This is a genomic window from Cellulosimicrobium sp. GQ32, from assembly GCF_059758455.1.
This window is the reverse complement of sequence record NZ_JCAXEP010000001.1, coordinates 42,270-64,401: the sequence shown is the minus strand read 5'-3', so window position 1 is coordinate 64,401 and position 22,132 is coordinate 42,270. Positions and strand designations below refer to the sequence as shown.

The 22,132-nt window shown below is 73.6% G+C and carries 19 protein-coding genes; 14 read left to right on the top strand and 5 right to left on the bottom strand.

Annotated features, from left to right (window positions below; all coding sequences use genetic code 11):
- The first annotated feature begins 13 nt into the window (after positions 1–13).
- The 4 genes from AC6CH9_RS00295 (at position 14) to AC6CH9_RS00280 (ending at position 8,022) form a co-directional block, all read left to right on the top strand.
- Positions 14–2,590, top strand: coding sequence for an immunoglobulin-like domain-containing protein (locus AC6CH9_RS00295; RefSeq protein WP_498153111.1), 2,577 nt, complete (start codon positions 14–16; stop codon positions 2,588–2,590).
- Positions 2,591–2,801: 211 nt separating this feature from the next.
- Entirely contained in the window at positions 2,802–5,051 is a 2,250-nt protein-coding gene (locus AC6CH9_RS00290) for a glycoside hydrolase family 127 protein (RefSeq protein ID WP_498153110.1), read from the top strand.
- Positions 5,048–7,051 (top strand): Ig-like domain-containing protein, encoded by a 2,004-nt coding sequence (locus tag AC6CH9_RS00285; protein WP_498153109.1) that lies wholly within the window; start codon positions 5,048–5,050, stop codon positions 7,049–7,051. The genes AC6CH9_RS00290 and AC6CH9_RS00285 overlap by 4 nt, the downstream gene beginning before the upstream one ends.
- A 335-nt stretch (positions 7,052–7,386) precedes the next feature.
- Positions 7,387–8,022: a hypothetical protein gene (locus AC6CH9_RS00280; RefSeq protein WP_498153108.1), complete on the top strand. Its 636-nt coding sequence runs from the start codon at positions 7,387–7,389 to the stop codon at positions 8,020–8,022.
- Between the two features lie 48 nt (positions 8,023–8,070).
- Here the strand turns inward: AC6CH9_RS00280 and AC6CH9_RS00275 are convergent, their stop codons facing one another.
- Complete coding sequence (locus tag AC6CH9_RS00275; protein ID WP_498153107.1) at positions 8,071–9,384, bottom strand: MFS transporter; 1,314 nt, start codon at positions 9,382–9,384, stop codon at positions 8,071–8,073.
- 77 nt (positions 9,385–9,461) lie between these two features.
- On the opposite strand from AC6CH9_RS00275, the gene AC6CH9_RS00270 reads away from it, so the two are divergent.
- Positions 9,462–10,037 carry an ArsR/SmtB family transcription factor gene (locus AC6CH9_RS00270; protein ID WP_498153106.1) on the top strand — a complete coding sequence of 192 codons (576 nt, stop codon included), beginning with the start codon at positions 9,462–9,464 and terminating at the stop codon, positions 10,035–10,037.
- Positions 10,038–10,054: 17 nt separating this feature from the next.
- On the opposite strand, the gene AC6CH9_RS00265 is transcribed toward AC6CH9_RS00270, so the two are convergent.
- Complete coding sequence (locus AC6CH9_RS00265) at positions 10,055–10,759, bottom strand: potassium channel family protein (protein ID WP_253055131.1); 705 nt, start codon at positions 10,757–10,759, stop codon at positions 10,055–10,057.
- A gap of 141 nt (positions 10,760–10,900) precedes the next feature.
- Positions 10,901–12,277 (bottom strand): TrkH family potassium uptake protein, encoded by a 1,377-nt coding sequence (locus AC6CH9_RS00260; protein ID WP_498153105.1) that lies wholly within the window; start codon positions 12,275–12,277, stop codon positions 10,901–10,903.
- Between the two features lie 166 nt (positions 12,278–12,443).
- On the opposite strand from AC6CH9_RS00260, the gene AC6CH9_RS00255 reads away from it, so the two are divergent.
- Both AC6CH9_RS00255 and AC6CH9_RS00250 read left to right on the top strand, forming a co-directional pair.
- The gene (locus tag AC6CH9_RS00255) at positions 12,444–13,673 is read left to right on the top strand and encodes an acetoin utilization protein AcuC (RefSeq protein ID WP_498153104.1); all 1,230 of its coding nucleotides are present in this window, start codon (positions 12,444–12,446) and stop codon (positions 13,671–13,673) included.
- A gap of 221 nt (positions 13,674–13,894) precedes the next feature.
- Positions 13,895–13,993, top strand: coding sequence for a 30S ribosomal protein bS22 (locus AC6CH9_RS00250; protein WP_003792170.1), 99 nt, complete (start codon positions 13,895–13,897; stop codon positions 13,991–13,993).
- Positions 13,994–14,515: 522 nt separating this feature from the next.
- Here the strand turns inward: AC6CH9_RS00250 and AC6CH9_RS00245 are convergent.
- The gene (locus AC6CH9_RS00245; protein WP_498153103.1) at positions 14,516–15,397 is read right to left on the bottom strand and encodes an HAD family hydrolase; all 882 of its coding nucleotides are present in this window, start codon (positions 15,395–15,397) and stop codon (positions 14,516–14,518) included.
- Between the two features lie 60 nt (positions 15,398–15,457).
- Between AC6CH9_RS00245 and AC6CH9_RS00240 the strand changes: the two genes are divergently transcribed.
- Together AC6CH9_RS00240 and AC6CH9_RS00235 are read left to right on the top strand one after the other, a co-directional pair.
- Entirely contained in the window at positions 15,458–15,751 is a 294-nt protein-coding gene (locus tag AC6CH9_RS00240) for a glutaredoxin family protein (RefSeq protein ID WP_498153102.1), read from the top strand.
- A gap of 58 nt (positions 15,752–15,809) precedes the next feature.
- A complete protein-coding gene (locus AC6CH9_RS00235) occupies positions 15,810–16,484 on the top strand; it encodes a redox-sensing transcriptional repressor Rex (protein WP_498153101.1) in 675 nt (224 codons plus the stop codon).
- 106 nt (positions 16,485–16,590) lie between these two features.
- On the opposite strand, the gene AC6CH9_RS00230 is transcribed toward AC6CH9_RS00235, so the two are convergent.
- Complete coding sequence (locus AC6CH9_RS00230; protein ID WP_498153100.1) at positions 16,591–17,142, bottom strand: YceI family protein; 552 nt, start codon at positions 17,140–17,142, stop codon at positions 16,591–16,593.
- A gap of 171 nt (positions 17,143–17,313) precedes the next feature.
- Between AC6CH9_RS00230 and AC6CH9_RS00225 the strand changes: the two genes are divergently transcribed.
- From AC6CH9_RS00225 to resB, 5 genes are all read left to right on the top strand, one after another.
- Positions 17,314–17,841, top strand: coding sequence for a MarR family winged helix-turn-helix transcriptional regulator (locus AC6CH9_RS00225; protein WP_498153099.1), 528 nt, complete (start codon positions 17,314–17,316; stop codon positions 17,839–17,841).
- Between the two features lie 105 nt (positions 17,842–17,946).
- Positions 17,947–18,618, top strand: coding sequence for a histidine phosphatase family protein (locus tag AC6CH9_RS00220; protein ID WP_498153098.1), 672 nt, complete (start codon positions 17,947–17,949; stop codon positions 18,616–18,618).
- 127 nt (positions 18,619–18,745) lie between these two features.
- Complete coding sequence (locus tag AC6CH9_RS00215; RefSeq protein WP_237841854.1) at positions 18,746–19,378, top strand: TlpA family protein disulfide reductase; 633 nt, start codon at positions 18,746–18,748, stop codon at positions 19,376–19,378.
- Positions 19,379–19,488: 110 nt separating this feature from the next.
- The gene (locus tag AC6CH9_RS00210; RefSeq protein ID WP_141389617.1) at positions 19,489–20,244 is read left to right on the top strand and encodes a cytochrome c biogenesis CcdA family protein; all 756 of its coding nucleotides are present in this window, start codon (positions 19,489–19,491) and stop codon (positions 20,242–20,244) included.
- A 1-nt stretch (position 20,245) separates the two neighbouring features.
- The gene (gene resB / locus AC6CH9_RS00205; RefSeq protein ID WP_498153097.1) at positions 20,246–22,132 is read left to right on the top strand and encodes a cytochrome c biogenesis protein ResB; all 1,887 of its coding nucleotides are present in this window, start codon (positions 20,246–20,248) and stop codon (positions 22,130–22,132) included.

The following is a 22,132-nucleotide window of genomic DNA, read 5'->3' as shown; positions in this document are numbered from 1 at the left end:
AGGAGAGGACGACATGATTCCGACACACCGAGCACGCTCGGCGCTCGCCGCCGGGCTGGTGGGGGCGCTCGCCGTCTCCACGCTCGCCGCCACCGTCGCGGCGCCTGCCGCGGCGGACGTCGGCGGGCCCACCGAGGACGGGCTCGTCGCCTGGTACCCGCTCGACGCCGCGAGCACGACCGGCGGCACGACGGCGAACCGTGCCGAGGGCTCCGCCTTCGGCCCGGCCACCCTGGTGGGCGGGACGCCGACGGCGGACGGCACGACGCTCGACGGGACCGACGACTACGTCGACCTGCCCGACCACCTGCTCGCCGGGCTCACGGACGTCACCGTGAGCCTCGACGTGCTCGTGAGCCAGGACCAGGGCACGCCGTACTTCGTCTACGGGCTCGGCAACTCCAGCGGCTCGAACGGCAACGGCTACCTGTTCACGACCGGCAACGCCTACCGGACGTCGATCGCCACGGGGAACTGGTCGACCGAGCAGACCGTGACCAAGGGCTCCAACCTCCAGCGCGGCGTCTGGAAGACCCTCACGTACACGCTCACCGGCACGACCGCGACGCTCTACGAGGACGGCGTGCAGGTCGAGCAGGCCATGAACGTCACGACCGATCCCGGCCAGATCGGCGGCGGGCAGACGACGGCGAACTACGTCGGCCGCTCGCTCTACTCGGGCGACCGCTATCTCAAGGGCCAGGTGCGCGACTTCCGCGTCTACGACCGTGCGCTGAGCCCGGCCGAGGCGGCCGAGCTCGCGGCCCGGACCTCCACGGCCGCCGCGGACGCCGACCTCGCCGGGCTCGACCTCGGCGACACGAGCGCCGTCACCGCGGACCTCGTGCTGCCCACCACGGGCGCGCAGGGCTCGCTCGTCACGTGGACGTCGTCCGCCCCGGGCGTCGTCAGCGCCGCAGGCAAGGTCACCCGACCCGCCGCGGGCGAGGACGACGCGACCGTGACGCTCACCGCGCTCGTCACGCGCGGCGCGGTCGCGCGCACCGCCCAGTTCGACGTCACGGTCCTCGCGCACCTCGCGCCCACCGAGGCCGTCGCGTGGGACGCGAGCCACGCCGTCGTGCCGCACCTCGACGACGTGCGCGGCAACCTCACGCTGCCCGCCGACGGCGCGAACGGCTCGACGCTGACGTGGGAGAGCTCCGACCCCGCGACCGTCTCGGCCACGGGAGAGGTGACGCGGCCCGCCCACGGCGAGCCGGCCGCCGTCGTGCAGCTCACCGTGACGGCGACCAAGGACGGCGCGACCGCGACGCACACCTACGACGCCACGGTCCGCCCGCTGCCCGCCGAGGCCGACTACGAGGGCTACTTCTTCCCGTACTTCGAGGGGGAGAGCACCGCGGACGGCGAGTCCGTCTACTTCAGCGCGAGCAACGGCAACGACCCGCTCGACTGGGTCGAGCTGAACGACGGCGAGCCGGTGCTCACGTCGACGCTCGGCGAGAAGGGCCTGCGCGACCCGTTCATCATCCGCTCGCCCGAGGGCGACCGGTTCTTCCTCCTCGCGACCGACCTGCGCATCTACGGCGGCAACGACTTCGGCAACGCGCAGGAGCGCGGGTCGCGCGCGCTGATGATCTGGGAGTCGACCGACCTCGTGCACTGGTCCGACCAGCGCATGGTCACGGTGTCGAGCGCGTACGCGGGCAACACGTGGGCGCCCGAGGCGTTCTGGGACGCGCAGCGCGGCGAGTACATCGTCTACTGGGCCTCGGCGCTCTACCCGACGACCTCGACCGACGGCCGCCGGATCGCCGACTCCTACCAGCGCATGATGTACGCCACGACGCGCGACTTCGTGACGTTCTCCGAGCCGCAGGTGTGGATCGACGAGAAGCGCGGCAACGGACTGGGGATGATCGACTCGTCGATCGTCGAGCACGACGGCACGTACTACCGGTTCACCAAGGACGAGGCGTACATGATCCCGCGCCTCGAGAAGTCGACGGACCTGCGCTCGACCGACTGGGACCTCGTCGCCGAGAAGATCGGCTACGGCCAGCCCAACCCGTGGGGCGGCACGCTCACCGCGGGCGAGGGGCCGACCGTCTTCAAGTCGAACACCGAGGAGAAGTGGTACCTCTTCGTCGACCAGCCGAGCTACCACGGCGGGCAGGGCTACCTGCCGCTCGAGTCCACCGACCTCGACTCGGGCGTGTGGACGTCCGTCGACGCCCACCTGCCGAGCAGCCCGCGCCACGGCACCGTCCTGCCGATCACGGCCGCCGAGCACGCCGCGCTCCTCGCGGCCTACGGCGAGCAGCCCCCGGCGCCCGAGCTCGACCTCGCGGTCGAGGCGACGTCGCGGTGCCTCGCCGGCAAGGCGTACGTCGCCGTGCGCGCCACGAACGGCGAGGACGTCCCCGTCACCATGACGCTCACGACGCAGTACGGCGAGAGGACGCTCGCCGACGTCGCGCCGGGCAAGAACGCGTACCAGTCGTTCGCGGCGCGCGCGACGACGATCCCGGCCGGGGCCGTCACGGTGACCGGCGTCGCGACCCTCGACGGGAAGGAGGTGACGACCACGCGCGAGGCGCAGGTCGACGCGCTCGACTGCGCCTGACACCCGCGAGGTCGCACCCGCCGAGGGAGAGGCGAGGTACCGCGAGGTAGAGGCGTGGTCACGACCACACCTCTACCTCGGTGGACCAGAGCTCTCCCTCGGCCACGTGGCGGCCGGACGGAACCAGCACGAGCGTCGGACGCGGGGCTTCCCTCCTTGCCGCCGACGACGCTTCCACCACTCGACGACGAGTGAGAAGGAGCGACAGCTCATGCACGTGCACGACACCAGCTATTCGCGACGGGCCGTCCTGCGGCTCGGGGCGCTGGCCGCCGGGGCGACCGGCGCCGTCGCGCTCGCGGGCGGCGGCAGCGCCCTCGCCGCGCCTCCCGTCCCGGCGTCGACGGTCCCGAGCGGACCGCCCGTCAGCCGGGCCTTCCTGCGGTCCCTCGACCGGTCGGTCACGCTCGACGGCTGGGCCGCCGAGCCGTTCCCGATGTCCGACGTGACGCTCGCCCCGAGCGTGGCGACGCGCTCGCAGGACCAGATCCTGCACCTCGCGCGCGAGTACCCCGTGGACCGCGTCCTCGCGGTGTTCCGACGCAACGCGGGGCTCGACACGAAGGGCGCGTCCGCGCCTGGCGGCTGGGAGGGCTTCGGCCACGCCAACGAGCAGCCGTGGGGCCCGGACGACTACCCCGGCCGCGCCAACACCCAGACCGCCAACCTCCTGCGCGGGCACTACGGCGGGCACTTCCTGTCCATGGTGTCGCTCGCGTACGCGAGCACGGGCGAGACGGTGTTCCGCGACAAGGTGGACCAGATCGTCGAGGGCCTCGGCGAGGTCCAGACGGCGCTCGCGGCCATGGGTCGGTTCAGCCACCCCGGGTTCCTCGCCGCCTACGGCGAGTGGCAGTTCAGCCAGCTCGAGAAGTACGCGCCGTACGGCGAGATCTGGGCGCCGTACTACACGTGCCACAAGATCATGGCCGGTCTGCTCGAGGCGTACCGCCTCGCGGGGAACGACCAGGCGTTGGAGCTCGCGTCGTCCATGGCGGCGTGGGTGCACAGCCGACTGTCGGTGCTGCCCCAGGCGCAGCTCGACCGGATGTGGGGGATCTACATCGCGGGCGAGTACGGCGGCATGAACGAGGTGCTCGCCGACATCGCGTCGATCACGGGCGACGACACGTACGTCGCCACGGCCAAGCTGTTCGACCTCAACACGCTCGTCGACGCGAGCGCCGCGGGCACGGACACGCTCAACGGCAAGCACGCGAACCAGCACATCCCGCAGTTCCCCGGGTACCTCAAGGTCTACGACCTCACGGGCGAGGAGCGGTACCGCCAGGCCGTCGAGGGCTTCTGGGGCATGGTCGTGCCCGGGCGCACCTACGCGCACGGCGGGCACGGCGAGGGCGAGCTGTTCGGCCCGCCGAGCACCGTCGCGGGCGACATCGGCGCGCGCAACGCCGAGACGTGCGGCACGTACAACATGCTCAAGCTCTCGCGCCTGCTGTACTTCCACTCGCTGGACCCGAAGTACATGGAGTACTACGAGCGCGGGCTGCTCAACCACATCGTCGGCTCGAAGAAGAACACGCAGTCGACGACGAGCCCCGACGTGACGTACATGTACGGGGTCAACCCGGGCACGCGCCGCGAGTACGGCAACACCGGCACGTGCTGCGGCGGTACGGGCCTCGAGAATCACGTGAAGTACCGCGACTCGGTCTACTTCCGGTCCGTCGACGGCGAGGTGCTCTACGTCAACCTCTACCTCGCCTCCACCCTGACGTGGGAGGAGAAGGGCTTCGAGGTCGTCCAGGAGACGCAGTACCCGAAGGTCGGCGCGACCCGCCTCACGGTGAACGGCTCCGGGCAGCTCGACCTGCGCCTGCGCGTACCCGGCTGGGTGCGCAAGGGCTTCACGGTGACGGTCGACGGGGTGGAGCAAGAGCTCGACGCCGTACCCGGGACGTACGTGAGCGTGTCGCGCTCGTGGTCGCCCGGCGACGTCGTCGAGGTGACGATGCCGCTGAGCATCCGCGCCGTGCCGACGATCGACAACCCCGCGATCCAGAGCATCGAGAACGGTCCGACCGTCCTGCTCGCGCGCAGCGCGTCGCGCGAGTACCTCCAGCTGTCGCTCTACGCCCACATGGGCCTCGACGGCACGCTCGATGGCGCCTTCACCGACCTCGGGAACGGATACTTCCGCCTCGGGGACCTCACGTTCGAGCCAGCGTGGTCGGGGGACGACACGCAGTACCACATGTACGTCGAGCGCTCCGAGCCGCGCGTGGTCTTCGCCGGGCTCGACAGCGGCGTCACCAACGCCGCGCGGCCGAACGGGACGACGTTCCTCGACGTCGTGTGGGGCGACGGCGGCTTCGCCGACCGCGCCGCGTTCCTCCAGAAGGTCCAGCGCACGGTCGAGCAGTTCACCGCGGACGGCCTCCTGAGCCGCCGCGACGGTCAGAAGGTCCTGGTCACGGCAGGGAAGGCGAGGCTGGCATGAGCGCGCGCACCAGCTCATCACGGGTCGCGGGCTCGACCGTGCTCATCCCGCTCGGGGACCAGCCGGCGGCACCGCGTGCCCGACGGCGCATGGTCGCCACCGCGACCGCGCTCGCCCTGGCCCTCACGGGCGCGGGGGTCGGGGCGTGGGCCGCGACCTCCGGCCCCGGCGGCGCGGCACTGGCCGCAGCCGACGAGACGCCGTCGAACGTCGCGCTGATCGGCACGCCCGAGGCGAGCTACACCGCGTCGTGGAACAAGGTCGAGGCCGTGAACGACGGCGCGGGCGTGAGCACCGGGGGAGCGCACGACGCGACGTGGGCGACGTGGAGCGGGGACCGCCCCGCGACGCAGTGGCTCGAGTACTCGTGGCCTGCGCCGGTCACGGTGGACCGGTCCGTCGTCCGGTTCTGGTCGGACGGCACCGACGCGAACGGCGACAACGTGCGCGTCCCGGCCTCCTGGAAGCTCCAGTACTGGGACGCCGACGCCGGCGCGTTCGTCGACGTCCCGAGCCCGAGCGGCTACCCGACGCAGCGTCTCGAGACCAACGAGACGACGTTCGACGCGGTGACGACGACGCGCCTCCGGGCGACGTTCGACGCGCTGCGGGGCACCACGGCGACGACGTACTCGGCCGTCGGGGTCTCCGAGTGGGAGGTCTGGGGCACGGGCGGGGTCGAGGAGCCCGAGCCGGTCGACCCGAACGGGCCGATCGACCACTCGCCCGTCCACATCCCCACGGACGTCGGCGTCCTGCCCGACCTCCCGGCCGAGATCGACGCGATCTTCACCGACGGTCGCGTCGAGACGGTCGCGGTCGACTGGGAGGACGTCACGGCCGAGGACGTCGCCGCCGCGGGGGCGTTCGAGGTCAAGGGGACGTCGGACGAGCTCGTCGAGCCGGTGAGCGGCACGGTGCACGTGCGCGACGGCGAGCCGGGTGCGATCACGGCGGTCGACAACGTGAGCGTCGTGACGCTCGCGGGCACCGCCCCGGTGCTCCCGGCGACCGTCACGGCCGAGTACGAGGACGCGTCGAAGGACAGCCGCGTCCCCGTGACCTGGGACGCCGTCGACCCGGCCGACTACGCCGAGCCCGACGGGCTGTTCTTCGTCGACGGCGACGTCGAGGGGACGGACGTCCCCGCCGAGGCCGTGGTGTTCGTCGTCGCGCCCGACACCGGCGAGGACACGACGCCGCCCACGGTGACCGTGACCGCGCAGCCCGGTCCGGCGACGTCGGGCTGGTACGTGCAGCGCCCGACCGTCACGGTCATGGCGTCCGACAACCGCGACCCCGCCCCGGCGGTCGAGGTCTCGGTCGACGGCGGCGCGTGGGCCCCCTACGACGGCCCGTTCGTGGTCGACGAGGACGGCGCGCGCACCGTCGAGGCGCGCGCGACGGACGCCGCGGGCAACGTCGGCACGGGATCGCGCGAGCTGCGCGTCGACACCGTGGCACCGGTGACCGTCGCCACCCTGCGCGAGGTCGGCAGCAGCGTCGAGATCACGCTCGCGGCGACGGACGCGGGCTCGGGCGTGGACAAGGTGCAGTGGGAGGGCCCCGGCACGTTCTGGGGCACCTACACCGAGCCGTTCACGCGCGCGCTCACCGACGAGCCGCAGGTCATCGAGTTCGCCGCGACCGACGCGGCGGGCAACGAGGAGGTGCGCCAGCAGGTCGTGCTGCCCGCGCTGGGCGACGAGCCGGAGCTCGACCTCGCGGTCGAGGCCTCGCCGCGCTGCCTCGCGGGCAAGGCGTACGTCGCCGTGCGCGCGACGAACGGCGAGGACGTCCCGGTCTCGGTGACGCTCTCCACGCCGTTCGGGCAGAAGGCGTTCGCGGACGTGGCGCCGGGCACGAACGCGTACCAGTCGTTCGCGACGCGCGCGTCGTCCGTCCCGGCCGGCACCGCGACCGTCACGGCCACCGCTGTCGGCGGCGAGGAGGTGACCGCCACGGTCGACGCGTCGTTCGACGCGCTCGACTGCGGCTGACCCGCCGCCCCGCCTCGCCGAGGGAGAGCCCCGGTACCGCGAGGTAGAGGCGTGGTCGTGACCACGCCTCTACCTCGCCAGGGCGGACCACAGACCCCCGGGCGGTGTGCCGGCACCGCCCGGGTCCGGCTCGGCCCTCGTCGCTCCCCGGAGCGGCGGGGGCCGAGCCTCGTGCTGCCCGGGGTCCTGCCGGAGGTCTGGCGGGTGAACAACTTGGACGGCTGTTCAGTTCAGGCGTCCAAGATGGCAAGATGATCGCGGCTGGACGATCGTCCAGCCGGGTTCGGGGGGACCCAGCGGCGCCCACCCCCGGGCCGGACGAAGAGGTTCATCGCGTGACGACCACCCGCAGGCTGCTCGCCGCCCTCGTGATCGCCGGCTCCCTCCTCGGCCCCGCCGGAGCGGCCTCGGCCGCCACCCTCGCCGTCACGTCCGCGGACCCGGCCGACGGCGTCCGCGTGAGCGTCGAGATCACCGAGCGCGAGGTGCCCGCGGGCCCGCGCGTGGTCGTCGTGGGCGAGGGTCCGTTCGTCGTCGGCGGCGAGCTCGTGGTCCGCGGCACCGGCCTCGCGCCGCACACCACCTACGAGGTCTGGCTCGAGAGCGAGCCCGTGCTGCTCGGCACGGTCACGACCGACGCCGACGGCGCGTTCGAGCTCGTGACGACGATCCCGGTCGGGACGGCCCCGGGCGAGCACCACATCCGCCTCGTCACCCAGGGCTCCGGCGCCGACGTGCTGTCCGAGCCGTTCGTCGTCCTCGCCGCACCGGGCGAGCCCCAGGAGCCCGGTGGGACGCCGTCCACCGGAACGGGCGGGACGACCGGCGGCGGGACGTCGGCCTCGCCGCGCCCGGACGGCCTCGCCACGACCGGCACCGGTCTCGTCGGGGCCGCCGTGCTCGCGGGGGTCGCCGTCGCCGCGGGTGCCGCGCTGCGCCGTCGGGCGCGCGGGCACCGTCCCGCCGCCTGACCGCGGCCGGGGCCGAGGGCTCTGGCGACGAGGCGGTGGCGGCGCGGCTCAGTCCTCGGTGACGGGGTCCGCAGTGGGCCCGACCTCCGGCTCCTCGACGCCGGCGCGCTCGTCGGCGGCCCGCTCCGCCGCGTCCATCGCGCGGTCGTCCACGACGAGCATGCCCAGGAGCGTCGTCGCGGACACCGCCGCCATGACGACGAACACGCTCCGCAGCCCGAACACCTCGCCGAGCAGGCCGCCGACCGCCGCGCCGAGCGGCATCGTCCCCCACGCGACGAGCCGGTAGCAGGAGTTGAGGCGGCCGAGCAGCGCGTCGGGCGTGATCCGCTGCCGGAGCGAGACGGTGACGACGTTCCACACGGCGATCCCGGCGCCGCCCACGGCGTAGACGGCGCCGATCACCCACGCGTTCGTCGTCACCGCGGGGACTCCCACCAGCGCGACCGTGCTGAGCACGGTCAGCGCGAGGGAGCGCGCCCGGCCGACGAGCACGACGACACGCTCCGCGACGAACGAGCCGGCGAACGCGCCGACCGCGGTCGTCGTGAGCAGCACGCCGTACGCGGGCTCGGACAGCCCCAGGGGAGAGTCGGGCCCGACGGCGTAGAGCACGAAGATCGCGAACGCGGCGTTGCTCGCGAAGTTGATGCCGCCGACCATGAGGGCGAGCGTGCGCAGGATCCGGTCGTGCCACAGGAAACGCAGGCCCTCCGCGATGTCGGCACGCAGCGTCGTGCGGGTCGTGCGCTCGGGGCGGTACGAGCCGGGGAGGCCGACGAGGAGCCCCACGGCGAGCGCCCAGAGAGCGCCCGGGAGCCCGAACGCCACGGCCGCGCCCGCGGCGACGAGCAGTCCGCCGAGCGGGGGCCCGACGAACTGGTTGGCGGTGAGCTCCGCCGCGTACAGCCGCCCGTTCGCCCGGGGGAGCGCGGTGCGCGGGACGACCTGCGGCAGGATCGACTGCGCCGCGGTGTCGTAGAGCGTCTCCGTGACGCCCACGCCGAACGCGACGACGTAGAGCGCGGCGATGCTCCCGGCGTCGGGCACGAGCGCGACGGCGGCGAGCGCGACCACGAGCAGCGACCGCGCCACGTTGGCGCCGATCATCGCGTGGCGGCGGTCGAGGCGGTCGGCGAGCGCGCCGGCGGGCAGTGCGAGGAGGAGCCAGGGCAGGGTGAGGGCGAACGTCAGCCCGGCGACGAGCGCGGGGGAGTCGGTGTACCGGACCGCGACGAGCGGCAGCGCGACCTTGAGCACGCCGTCCGCGAGGTTGGACACCGTGGACGCCGTCCAGAGGCGTCGGAACGGCGCTCCCAGGGGTGTGCCGGCCGGGCGTCGTCGGCGGGGTGCGGAGGCCATGGCGCCCAGCATGGCACAGTGATCGAGAAATCCCAATCGATCGTCCGATCTCGATCGGTCGACGTACGATGGGCGTCATGAGCGCCGAGCCCACGCCCCAGCACCCCGCACCCGGCCCGGGTACGACGACGCCCGGGGTGCCCGGACGGCGACCTCCCACGGCGCTCGAGGCCCAGGCGCTCGCCCACCCCCTGCGCCAGCGCATCGTCCGGCAGTGCGGCACGCGCGAGATGACCAACAAGGAGCTCGCCGACCACCTCGGCGTCGCGCCCGGCACGGCGCTCCACCACGTCCGGCTCCTCGTCCGTGCGGGCCTGCTCGAGCCCGCGGAGGTGCGGACCGGTGCGGGGGGAGCGCTCGAACGCCCCTACCGCGCGACCGGCGCGACCTGGTGGCTCGACGACCCCCTGCGCGGCACCGCGCCCGACGTCCGGTTCGGCCCTGTCGCCGCCGCGCTCGACGACGCCCTCGCGGCCGGTCCCGACGCCGTCACGACGTCCGCCGCGTTCCGGCTGCACCTCTCCGACGACGACGTCGCCGAGCTCGACCGACGCATCCTCGCCGTCCTCGACGAGTACGTGGCGACCGACGACCAGCGCCTCGACCGCCCCCTCCACCGCGGGCTGTTCCTCCTGCACCGCCCGCCGACCTGACCGTCCGGTCGATCCCGTCAGGGGCGAGCGGCGAAGCGCTCCAGGAGGTCGGCGTGGCCCGAGACGATGAGGAGGTCGTTGGCGCTGATCCGGGTCTCGGGGGTCGCGTAGAGGAAGTCCTCCCCGGGGGACTTCACGCCGATGACGGTGACGCCGTAGCGCTCGCGGACCTTCGACTGCGCGAGCGTGAAGCCCTGGACCTCCTTGGGCGGGCGCATCTTCACGATCGTGAACCCGTCCTCGACCTCGATGTAGTCGAGCAGCTTGCCGGAGACCAGGTGCGCGACGCGCGAGCCGGCGTCGGCCTCGGGAAAGACGACGTGGTGCGCGCCGATGCGCTGAAGGATGCGCCCGTGCTCGGCGGAGATGGCCTTGGCCCAGATCTGCGGCGTGCCCATGTCCACGAGGTTGCCGGTGATGAGCACGCTCGCCTCGAGCGAGGTGCCCACGCCGACGACCGCGACGGGGAAGTCGCGCGCGCCGAGCTGCTCGAGGGCGACGGGGTTCGACGCGTCGGCCTCGACGAGGGGGAGCTGTCCGCTCCACTGGGCGACGAGCTCGGGGTCGCGCTCGACGGCCAGCACGTCCTGGCCGAGGCGGTCGAGCGTGGCGGCGATGGCCGTACCGAAGCGTCCGAGGCCGATGACGAGCACGCCGGCGTCCTTGCGCGGCGCCTTCGCCTCGTCGCGGCGGGAGCGCTCGGCGCGGCCACGCTCGACGATGCGCTGCGCCACCGGGTCCACGGGCAGGGCTTCCTTCCCGTCGGCGGCGCGGGTGAAGGGGTCGGTCACGGTAGGGCCTTTCGTCGGTCCGGAGAGTCGGTGCTGGTGCCCGACGTCGCGCGCGTCGCCGGGGCGGGTCGCTCACCCGATGATGGGGCGCTCCTCGGGGTAGCGCACGATGCGGCGACGGTCGCGCAGCGCGAGAGCGGCGGCGAACGTCATGGTGCCCGTGCGGCCGACGAACATGAGCGCGACGAGCACGTACTTGCCCGCGTCGGGGAGGTCGGGCGTGATGCCGGTGCTGAGGCCGACCGTCGCGAACGCGGAGATCGTCTCGAAGAGGATGACGTCGAGCGTCTCGCCCGTGATCTCCAGCAGGAGCAGGCTCGACAGCAGGACCGCGGTCGCGCCGACGAAGGACACGGCGACGGCGAGCCGCAGCGTGTCCCGCGGGATGCGGCGCCCGAAGGCGTCCATGTCCCGGTCGCCGCGCGCCTCGGACACGATCGCGATGAGCATGACGGCGAGCGTCGTGACCTTGATGCCGCCCGCGGTCGACGCGGAGCCGCCGCCGACGAACATGAGGGCGTCGGTGATGAGCCAGCTCGCCTCGTGCATGCCGCCGGTGTCGACGGTGGAGAAGCCGCCCGAGCGTGGCATGACGCCCGCGAAGAGCGAGGCGAGGAGCTTCTCCCCGAACGCGAGCGGTCCGAGCGTGCGCTGGTTCGTCCACTCGACGGCCGCGAAGAGGACCGTGCCGACGACGACGAGGGCGGCGCTCGTGGTGAGCGTGAGCTTGGTGTGCAGGCTCCACTTCGCGACCCGCTTGCGGTTGCGCATGACGTTGAGGATCACGGGGAAGCCGAGGGAGCCGATGAACACGCCGAGGATGATCGGCAGGCACAGCATCCAGTCGCCCACGTAGGGCGCGAGCCCCTGCTCGGTGGGGATGAAGCCGGCGTTGTTGAACGCCGAGATGCCGTAGAAGATCCCGTGCCAGGCGGCCTCCCCGAACGTCTCCTCGAGGACGATGAAGCGGGGGAGGAGGAGCAGCGCGATGAGCAGCTCGAGCGACGTCGAGGTGATGATGACGACCCGCACGAGCGAGCCGACCTCGCCGAGCCGGGTCGTCTTGGTCTCGGACGCCGTGAGGAGCTTCTGCGTGAGGCCGATGCGCCGCGACACGGCCATGCCGAGGATCGACGCGAGCGTCATCACGCCCAGGCCGCCGATCTTGATGCCGAGCAGGATGACGACCTGCCCGTACGTCGACCAGTACGTCCCGGTCGGGACGACGACGAGGCCCGTCACGCACACCGCGGACGTCGCGGTGAACAGCGCGTCGACGAAGGGTGCCGCCCGTCCGCTCGCGGTCGCCCAGGGCGCCATGAGCAGGGCGGTGAAGACGGCGATGACGGCGGCGAAGACCGTGACCGCGAGGCGTGCGGGCGACTGCCGGGCGAGGCGGTCGACGATCTCCCGCCCCTTGAACAGGCGCCCGGTCATGCTCGTCGGCATGGAGCCTCCCTCACCACTCGCGTCACTCTGCCACGGGCCCGGTGGCCCGTCATGTCGCCGCTCCGGCGCCGGGACATCATGCCGCTTCCGGTGCCCCCGCGCCGCACCGGGGTCCGGTGACCGGTCCGTCGGGGCGGGCGCGCGCCGTCGGGCGCTACCGTGAGCCATGCCCACGACCGACCCCACGTCGTCGCCCGCCCCGACCGGTGCGGGCGCCGCGGCGCCCGGATCCTGCGTCGTGTGGAGCCCCGAGCTCCTCGGCTACGACTTCGGCCACGGCCACCCCATGGCCCCCGCGCGGCTCGACCTGACGATGGGTCTGGTGCGCGCGCTCGGTCTGCTCGACGGCGACGCGGCGCCCGCGGTGCTGCGACCCGAGCCCGCGAGCGACGACGTGCTGGAGCTCGTGCACGACCCCGAGTACGTCGCGGCCGTGCGCGCGGCGTCCGAGCACGGGACGCCCGACCCGGCCCGAGGGCTCGGCACCGAGGACGACCCGGTCTTCCCCGGGATGCACGAGGCGGCCGCCCGGATCGTCGCGGGCTCGTACGAGGCGGCGGGCCAGATCGCCGCCGGCCGCGTCGCGCACGGAGTGAACGTCGCGGGGGGCATGCACCACGCCAAGGCGGGCGCGGCGTCGGGCTTCTGCGTCTACAACGACGCGGCCGTCGCGATCCGCCGCCTGCTGGACGACGGCGTCGCGCGCGTCGCCTACGTGGACCTCGACGCGCACCACGGCGACGGGGTGGAGGAGGCGTTCTGGGACGACCCGCGCGTCCTCACGGTCTCCGTCCACCAGAGCGGCGCGACGCTCTTCCCCGGGACGGGTCACCCGACCGACGTCGGCGGACCCGGTGCCGAGGGGACGGCGGTCAACGTCGCGCTCCCGCGCCGCACCGACGGTGCCCGCTGGCTGCGCGCGGTCGACGCCGTCGTGCCGCCCGTGCTGCGCGCGTTCCGCCCCGAGGCGCTCGTCACCCAGCACGGGTGCGACGCGCACGGCGAGGACCCGTTGTCCGACCTCGACGTGTCAGTCGACGCGCAGCGCACCGCCCTCGGGTGGGTGCACGACCTCGCGCACGAGCTCGCCGACGGCCGGTGGCTCGCGCTCGGCGGCGGCGGGTACGCGATCGCGCGCGTCGTCCCGCTCGTGTGGTCGGCCGTCGTGGGGGAGGTCGTGCACCGGCCCGTGACGGCAGGCGAGCCGCTGCCGGAGGAGTGGCGCGCGCGCGTCGCCGAGGTCGCGGGGTTCGACGCGCCGCTCGCGTTCGGCCCGCCGGTCGACGTGCGGCGCTGGAGCAGCGGCTACGACCCGGACGACGACGTCGACCGCGCCGTCGCGGCCACGCGTCGCGCCGTCTTCCCGCTCCTCGGCCTGGACCCGCACTTCGACTGAGGTCGGTGGCGGGCGGCCCCTCCCGGGAGCGCTGCGGGCACCCACGGGCTGCGGCGTACCGGGGCGCGAGCGCGAGCGGGTAGTCTAGGGGGCGGATTTCTCTCGTGTTGGTCGGCTCGCGGCGCCCTCGTGGTCGCCGGGCGCCCCGATCAACCGTGGACCACACGCGGCCGGTCGACCGGTCGCCGACCGACACGCCGCTCGAGCATTGCGAGGACCGTATGGGCTCCGTCATCAAGAAGCGCCGCAAGCGCATGGCCAAGAAGAAGCACCGCAAGCTGCTTCGCAAGACGCGTCACCAGCGTCGTAACAAGAAGTGACGTCGCGCGCGTCCTGACGCGCCGACCCGCCGTCGAGCCCGGCCCCTCCCGAGGGGACCGGGCTCGACGTGTCTCCGGCGGTCACCGAGGTCGACCCCTGGGAGCGCGGGGTAGAGCCGTGGTTGGCCGAGGTAGAGCCGTGGTTGGCCGAGGTAGAGCCGTGGTTGGCCGAGGTAGAGCCGTGGTTGGCTGACGTGGAGCCCCCGTCGTGCCCGACGACGGTGGGTCGCCTCCCGGGGTCGGTCGCGCCTCCCCAGACCCTGGCGGTACGGGGGAGGTAGCCCGCGAGCAGTGGCCCGAGGCGCGCGACGACCCGGGTGAGACCCCGTCCACCCCACCCAGTCCCACGCCGTCGGTCACAAGAACCAGGCCTCTACCTCGCCGGACCAGGCCTCTACCTCGCCGGGCCAGGCCTCTACCTCGGCTGACCAGGGCTCTACCTCGGACTACCAGGCCTCTACCTCGCGTGACCAGGGTTCTCCCTTGTTGGGGTGAGGGCGCTGGCTCGGGGGAGCGGGGTGGTCAGAGGCGGGCGATGCGGCGGTCGACGGCGCGGCGGACCGAGCGCAGGACGAGGGCCGCGGCCCAGGCGGCGCCCGCCCAGCTCGCGGTGCGGACGCTGCTGCGGGCGACGCGACGACGCCGGCCGCGGAACTCGCGGATGGGCCAGCCGACGTCCTGCGCGTGCCGGCGCAGCCGCGCGTCGGGGTTGATGGGGCAGGGGTGCCCGACCGTCTCCATCATCGTGACGTCGTTGAGCGAGTCGCCGTAGGCGTAGGACGCCGCGAGGTCGATGTCCTCGCGCTCGGCGAGCGCGCGCACCCCGGCGGCCTTGGCGCGGCCGTGCATCATGTCGCCGACGAGGCGCCCCGTGTAGAAGCCGTCCTCGTGCTCCGCGACGGTGCCGAGCGCGCCGGTCGTGCCGAGGCGACGGGCGATGAGCTCGCCGATCTCGACCGGGGTCGCGGAGACGAGCCACACCTGGTGCCCCGCGGCGAGGTGCTCGTCGAGCAGGCGGCGGGTGCCGGGATAGATGCGCAGCGAGAGGACCGTGTCGTAGACCTCCTCGCCGATGGCCGTGACCTCGGCGACGGAGCGCCCCGCGATGAGCGCGAGCGCGCGCGACCGGATGCGGTCGATCTGCTGCTTGTTCTCGCCGAACATGAGGTAGCGCGCCTGGTGCACGGCGAAGCGCACGATGTCGAGCGTCGAGAAGAACTCGCGCTGGTACAGGGCGCGGGCGAGGTGGAACGACGACGCGCCACGGATGATCGTGTTGTCGACGTCGAAGAACGCGGCGGTGCGGTGCGCGGGGGCGGGCGAGGTGCGCCGCGCGGCGGGTGCGTCCTCGGGGTCCGTCGACCCGGGGGTCGGGACGGGGCCCGGACCGGAAGACGTCGCCATAGCCCCACTCTAGGCGTTCGTCGGACCGGTCCGGGGGCGGCCCCTCGTACCCTGGGAGGCGTGAGCACCTCCGACACCCCGGCTCCTCCCGTCCTCCTCTACGGCCGCGCGGGGTGTCACCTGTGCGACGACGCGCGCGCGGTCGTCGAGGCGGTGTGCGCCGAGGCGGGGGTCGCGTGGGCCGAGGTGGACGTGGACGCGCCGGGCGCGGACCCGGCGCTGCGCGAGCAGTACGGCGAGTACGTCCCGGTCGTGACGGTCGGCGGCGTCCAGCAGGGGTTCTGGCGGGTCGACGCGCGTCGGCTCGCTCGCGCGGTGGGTCGGATTTCGACGGCGCGCGCGGACCTGGGATGATTCCTCCCGGTGGAGCGCGACCGTCGACGAGGACGGTCCCAGGACGACGGGGTGACGGGTGGCTGAGCAGGTAGTCGGTGAGGTGACGGCGCCGGGTATCCCGAGCGCGACGGTGGCGCGGCTCCCGTCCTACCTACGGGCGCTGCGGGACCTCGTGGCGCGGGGAGTGGCGACGACGTCGTCGGTCGAGCTCGCGGAGCTCTCCGGGGTCGGTCCGGCGCAGCTCCGCAAGGACCTGTCGTTCCTGGGCTCGTTCGGCACGCGCGGCGTCGGCTACGACGTCGACTCGCTCGCGCAGTACATCACCGAGGCGCTGGGGCTCGTGGACGAGCACCGCATCGCGATCGTCGGGATCGGCAACCTGGGGCACGCGCTCGCGAACTACTCGGGCTACGAGCAGCGCGGCTTCCACGTCGCGGCTCTCCTCGACGCGTCACCGGACGTCGTCGGGACGCGGGCGGCGGGTCTCGTCGTCGAGCACGTCGACGTGCTCGAGGAGGTCGTGGCGCGCGAGAAGGTGTCGATCGTGGTCCTCGCGACGCCCGCGGCGCACGCGCAGTCCGTGGCGGACCGCGTCGTCGCGGCCGGCGTGCGGGAGATCCTCAACTTCGCGCCGCGCGCGCTCCAGGTGCCCGCGGACGTCGACGTGCGCGGTGTGGACGTCGGCAGCGAGCTCCAGATCCTCGCGTTCCACTCCCAGGCCCGCGCGCTCGCGGCGGCCCAGGACCGCTGAACGACGAGGGGCCGCGTGCTGGTGCACGCGGCCCCTCGGGCGGCACCCCTGCCGGTGGGTGCAGTGTTCCGGGGAAGGTCCCGGGAAGGGTCCCGGGAGTCGGTCGTCAGCCCTGCTTGATGGCCGAGACGTCGAGCGCGATCTTGATCTTGTCGCCGACGAGCACGCCGCCGGTCTCGAGCGCGGCGTTCCAGGTCAGGCCGAACTCCTTGCGGGAGATCTCGGTCGTCGCCTCGAACCCGGCGCGCGCGTTGCCGAACGGGTCGGTCGCGGTGCCCGCGAACTCGGTCTCGAGCTCGACCGGCTTGGTCACGCCGTTGATGGTCAGGTCGCCCGCCACGACGTAGTCGTCGCCGTCGCCGGAGATGCTGGTCGACGCGAAGCTCCACGTCGGCTTGTTCTCGGCGTCCCAGAAGTCCGCGCTGCGCAGGTGGTTGTCGCGGTTCGCGTCGCCCGTGCTCACGGACGCCGCGTCGAGCTCGGCGGTCACGGAGGTCGACTCGAGGTCGTCGCCCACGGTGATGGTGCCGGCCGTGATGGCGAGCGTGCCGCGCACCTTGGAGATGCCGGCGTGGCGGACCGTGAAGGCCGCCTGCGAGTGGGACGAGTCGAGGGCGTAGGTACCGGCGTTGAGTCCGGCGGGCAGCGGCGTGGCCATGGGTGCTCCTGAGGGGGTCGTGGGTCCCGGGGGACCGGACTTGGTTGAAGGTTCAACTTCGTACGAGCGTATCAACAGCAGGGGGTGATCCGTCTATTCCCGGTGGGGTGGAAGAATGTTCCGCGAGGTTCCGCCCCCGAACCGACCCCGTCCGCGAGCGCCCGAGGACCTATGACCAGCAACGACGTCGACGCCCAGCCGACGACGACCGGAAGCACCGCCGCGACCGCGAGCGAGCAGCCTCGCTGGCTCGACGCCGAGCAGCAGCGCCTGTGGCGCGCCTACCTCGACGGGACCGTGCGCTTCATCGAGTCGCTGGGGCGCGACCACGAGGAGCGGTCGGAGGTCTCGCTCAACGAGTACGAGCTCCTCGTGCGCCTCTCGGAGAGCCCCGACCACACGCTGCGCATGTCCGCGCTCGCCGACGGGCTCGCGCGCTCCCGCAGCCGCGTCACCCACACCGTGGCGCGCATGGAGGCGCGCGGGCTGGTCCAGCGCTCGGCGAGCACCGGCGACCGACGTGGGGTCAACTGCGCGATGACGCCCGAGGGCTACCGTGTGCTCGTGGCATCCGCCCCGGCGCACGTGGCCGCCGTGCGTCGGTTCATGGTCGACGTGCTCACGCCGGAGCAGTTCCGTGCGCTCGGCGAGGCGATGGCGGCCGTCGCCGAGGCGTGCAAGGCGGACCGCGACTCCTGACGCCGCGGTCGCCTCGGGGTCGTCCGAGGCGCGTCCCGGGAGCGTCTCGGGGCGACTGGTTCGCCGGTGCGGGTCCGGGCCCCGGAGTGCGGGACACTGGTACGCATGGTCTCCACCATCGTCCACCTCCTGCGCCACGGCGAGGTCCACAACCCCGACGGCGTCCTCTACGGCCGCATCCCCGGCTACCACCTCTCCGAGCGAGGCCACGAGATGGCCCGCCGCGTCGCTGCGCACCTCGCGGGCGAGCCCGGTCCCGACGGCGCGTCGCGCCCTCGTGCGGACCTTGCCGTCGTCGTCGCGTCGCCGCTCCAGCGTGCCCAGGAGACGGCCACGCCTGCCGCCGAGGCGTTCGGCCTCGAGCTCGGCACCGACGAGCGGCTCATCGAGGCCGCGAACCACTTCGAGGGCATGACCTTCGGCGTCGGGGACGGGTCGCTGCGCCACCCGCAGCACTGGCGCTTCCTGTGGAACCCGTTCCGGCCGTCCTGGGGTGAGCCGTACACCGAGCAGGTCGCGCGCATGCGAGCCGCGGTCGCGGACGCCCGGGACAAGGCCGCGGGCCACGAGGCCCTCCTCGTGAGCCACCAGCTCCCCGTGTGGCTCACGCGCCTGAGCTTCGAGAACCGCCGCCTGTGGCACGACCCGCGCAAGCGGCAGTGCTCGCTCGCGTCGCTCACGTCGCTGCACTTCGAGGACGACCGCCTCGTCGGCGTGCACTACTCCGAGCCGGTCGCCGACCTCCTCCCGGGCGCCGCGACCGTCGCGGGGGCGTGACGTCGGTCATGTCTCGCGCCGTCGTCGCCGTCCGGACGCCCGAACCGTCCCGTTCGGGCGTGGCGGAGGTCACGTCTCTCAGGTGGCGTCCAGGAACCCCGGGCAGGGTGCCTCCCGTGATGACGCCGTGACCGCCAGCTCGCGCGCGCGTGACCCGCGCGCCCTCCCGCCCGTCCGCCGCGTGCTGACCGCGGGCGTCGTGGTCGCCGCGACGCTCGGCCTCGCGGCGTGCGCCCAGGACTCCGGCGCGACGACGGACGTCGTCGGGCAGGGCTACGTCTCCGGCGACGGCTCGGTCCGCACCTGGGACGCCGGCGAGCGGGGCGACGTCGTCGCGCTCACCGGCACGGACTACGAGGGCGAGCAGGTCGACACCAGCGCCTGGCTGGGAGACGTCGTCGTCCTCAACACCTGGTACGCGGCGTGCGCGCCGTGCCGCGCCGAGGCCCCCGACCTCGTGGCGCTCGCGAACGACCGCGCCGACGACGGCGTGCAGGTGCTCGGCATCAACACGACCGACGAGGCGGGTGCCGCGCAGGCGTTCCAGCGCCGGTTCGAGGTGCCCTACCCGTCGATCGACGACCGCAGCGGGGAGGTCGTCGCGGCGCTCTCCGGCACCGTGCCGCTCCAGGCCGTGCCGTCGACGGTCGTGCTCGACCGCGAGGGCCGCGTCGCGGCGCGCGTCATCGGGCTCGCCGAGGGCTCGACCCTGAACGCGCTCGTCGACGACGTGCTCGCCGAGGACGAGGCGGCCGGCTGACCGTGGTCCCCCTCGCGCCCTTCGCCGCCACCGTCCCGGCCGCCGCGCTCCCCGCGGCCGCCGCGACGAGCGTCGGCGACACGTTCGCCGCGACGGTCTGGAGCGGGTCGATGCTGCTGGCGGTCCCCGTGGCGGTCCTGGCGGGGCTCGTCTCCTTCGCGTCGCCGTGCGTGCTGCCGCTCGTGCCCGGCTACGTCGGGTACGTCTCGGGCATGGCCGCGGCGAACGCCGGCAGCGGGCGTGGCGCGTCCGGGGGCACGACGACGGCCACCCGGGTCGCGGCGCCGAGCCGCGGGCGCGTGCTCGCCGGGGTCGGGCTGTTCGTCGCCGGCTTCACGCTCGTGTTCGTCGCGCTGATGGTGGCCGCCGGGGCGATCGGCGTGCACCTGGTCCGTTGGGAGGACGTCATCACGCGCGTCCTGGGCGTGGTCGTCATCCTCATGGGGCTCGCCTTCATGGGGGCGGTCCCGTTCCTCCAGCGCGAGCGGCGCCTGCACCTGAGCCCGCAGGCCGGGCTCTGGGGTGCGCCGCTGCTCGGCATCGTGTTCGGGCTCGGCTGGACGCCGTGCCTCGGTCCGACGCTCGTCGCCGTGCAGTCGCTGTCGCTGAACGAGGCCTCTGCGGGCCGTGGCGCGATCCTCGGGGTCGCCTACTGCCTCGGTCTCGGCGTGCCGTTCCTGCTCATCGCGCTCGGGCTCCAGAGCTCGCAGCGCATGCTCGGCTTCCTGCGTCGGCACCGCCTCGCCATCATGCGGATCGGCGGCGGGCTGCTCGTGCTCATCGGCCTCGCGCTGGTCACGGGCCTGTGGACGACGTGGACGTCGACCATGCAGGGCTGGATCGACGGCTACGTGACGGTGGTGTGAGATGACCGAGCGGACCGGCCAGGCCGAGAGATCAGAAGAGCGTCCGACGTCGACGGGCTACCGCCCCGAGGGCATCGACGACGCGTTCTCCGCGGGCGACGGCCTGGGCGCCGGGACGCCCTCGGAGAGCGGGGGCGGCGCAGGAGGCGACGGTGGCCCGTCGCTCCCGAGGCTCGGCTGGCGCGGCACGCTGCGCTGGACGTGGCGCCAGCTCACGAGCATGCGCGTCGCGCTCATGCTGCTCATGCTGCTCGCGGTAGCGGCGGTGCCCGGCTCCGTCCTGCCGCAGCGCCCTCAGGACCCGGCGGCCGTGCTGCGCTACCTCCAGGAGAACCCGACGACGGGGGAGTGGCTCGACCGGCTCGGCTTCTTCGACGTCTACGCCTCGGTGTGGTTCTCCGCCATCTACATCCTGCTGTTCGTCTCGCTCGTCGGGTGCATCCTGCCGCGGACCACGGCGCACTGGCAGGCGCTGCGCACGCGGCCCCCGCGCACGCCGCGGCGCTTCGACCGCTTTCCCGCCCAGGCGCACGCCGTCACGGACGCGTCGCCGGACGACGTCGTCGCGGCCGCGAGCACGCACCTGCGCGGCCGTCTGCGCTGGCTGCCGACGTTCCGCGTCGACACGGGCACCGAGGAGGCCGCCCCGGCACGGGGCCGCGCCGCCGCGCGGCCCGCGGCGCGCACGGTGTCCGCCGAGCGGGGCTACGTGCGCGAGACCGGCAACCTGCTGTTCCACCTGTCTCTCGTCGGCCTCCTGGTCGCCGTCGCGACGGGCCAGCTCCTGCACTACCGCGGCCAGGCGATCGTCACCGAGGGCCGCGGGTTCGCGAACGCGGTCGTCGACTACGACACGTTCGAGAACGGCGCGTGGTTCCGCCCGTCGTCGCTCGTGCCGTTCTCGATGACGCTCGACGCGTTCGAGTCCGAGTTCGCCCAGGACTCCGTCGCGTTCGCGCAGTCGCGCGACTTCACCGCGACGGTCACCGTGCGCGACCCCGACGGCGCGACCCACGAGGAGACCATCAAGGTCAACCACCCGCTCACGGCGGGCGGCGCCAAGATCTACCTCCAGGGCAACGGGTTCGCGCCCGAGGTCACGGTGCACGACGCCGACGGCGAGGTCGCGTTCTCCGGCCGCGTGCCGTTCCTGCCCGAGGACACGATGTACACGTCGCGCGGCGTCATCAAGGTGCCCGACGTGTCGGCCGGCCTCGACCAGATCGGCCTCGTCGGGTACTTCCTCCCGACGGCCCAGCTCAGCGAGGACGGCGAGACCGCGGAGTCGGTGTACCCGCAGCCCATCAACCCGCTGCTCGTGCTCGAGGTGTACCGCGGCGACCTCGGCCTCGACGAGGGGCTGCCGCAGAACGTCTACCGCCTCGACACCGACGACCTCACGCCGTCGGTCGACGAGGACGGCGAGCGCGTGAAGCTGCTCGTCGCCCCCGGCGAGACCGTGGACCTGCCTGACGGCCTCGGCACGATCACGTTCGACTCGCTGCCGCGCTACGTCGCGCTCGACCTGCGCCACGACCCGTCGCTCACGTGGGTGCTCGTGTTCTCGCTCGGCGCGCTCACGGGGCTCGCCGTCTCGCTCTTCACCCCGCGCCGCCGCGTGTGGGTGCGCGCGTGGCGGGAGGCGGTGCCCGGGACGGGCGACGACGCCCCGCGCGAGCGCACCGTCGTCGCCGTCGCGGGCCTGGCTCGCGGGGACGACGCCGGCCTCCAGGGCGAGGTGGACTCGCTTCTCGCCGCGCTCCCCGGCGTGGCACCATCGGGTGAGGGTGACCTCACCTCGTCGCCGGGACGCGCACCGGCCGACCGCACCCGCTCCACCGCGCGTCCCGCACAGGACCCGACCGCGCGACCGCGCACGAAAGGCTGA

Coding starts and splice junctions, on each gene's coding strand:
- AC6CH9_RS00220 (WP_498153098.1), top strand. CDS start 17,947: ATGGTCTCCACCATCGTCCACCTCCTGCGCCACGGCGAGGTCCACAAC.
- AC6CH9_RS00295 (WP_498153111.1), top strand. CDS start 14: ATGATTCCGACACACCGAGCACGCTCGGCGCTCGCCGCCGGGCTGGTG.
- AC6CH9_RS00270 (WP_498153106.1), top strand. CDS start 9,462: ATGAGCGCCGAGCCCACGCCCCAGCACCCCGCACCCGGCCCGGGTACG.
- AC6CH9_RS00245 (WP_498153103.1), bottom strand. CDS start 15,397: ATGGCGACGTCTTCCGGTCCGGGCCCCGTCCCGACCCCCGGGTCGACG.
- AC6CH9_RS00285 (WP_498153109.1), top strand. CDS start 5,048: ATGAGCGCGCGCACCAGCTCATCACGGGTCGCGGGCTCGACCGTGCTC.
- resB (WP_498153097.1), top strand. CDS start 20,246: ATGACCGAGCGGACCGGCCAGGCCGAGAGATCAGAAGAGCGTCCGACG.
- AC6CH9_RS00225 (WP_498153099.1), top strand. CDS start 17,314: ATGACCAGCAACGACGTCGACGCCCAGCCGACGACGACCGGAAGCACC.
- AC6CH9_RS00290 (WP_498153110.1), top strand. CDS start 2,802: ATGCACGTGCACGACACCAGCTATTCGCGACGGGCCGTCCTGCGGCTC.
- AC6CH9_RS00230 (WP_498153100.1), bottom strand. CDS start 17,142: ATGGCCACGCCGCTGCCCGCCGGACTCAACGCCGGTACCTACGCCCTC.
- AC6CH9_RS00260 (WP_498153105.1), bottom strand. CDS start 12,277: ATGCCGACGAGCATGACCGGGCGCCTGTTCAAGGGGCGGGAGATCGTC.
- AC6CH9_RS00255 (WP_498153104.1), top strand. CDS start 12,444: ATGCCCACGACCGACCCCACGTCGTCGCCCGCCCCGACCGGTGCGGGC.
- AC6CH9_RS00210 (WP_141389617.1), top strand. CDS start 19,489: ATGCTGCTGGCGGTCCCCGTGGCGGTCCTGGCGGGGCTCGTCTCCTTC.
- AC6CH9_RS00275 (WP_498153107.1), bottom strand. CDS start 9,384: ATGGCCTCCGCACCCCGCCGACGACGCCCGGCCGGCACACCCCTGGGA.
- AC6CH9_RS00250 (WP_003792170.1), top strand. CDS start 13,895: ATGGGCTCCGTCATCAAGAAGCGCCGCAAGCGCATGGCCAAGAAGAAG.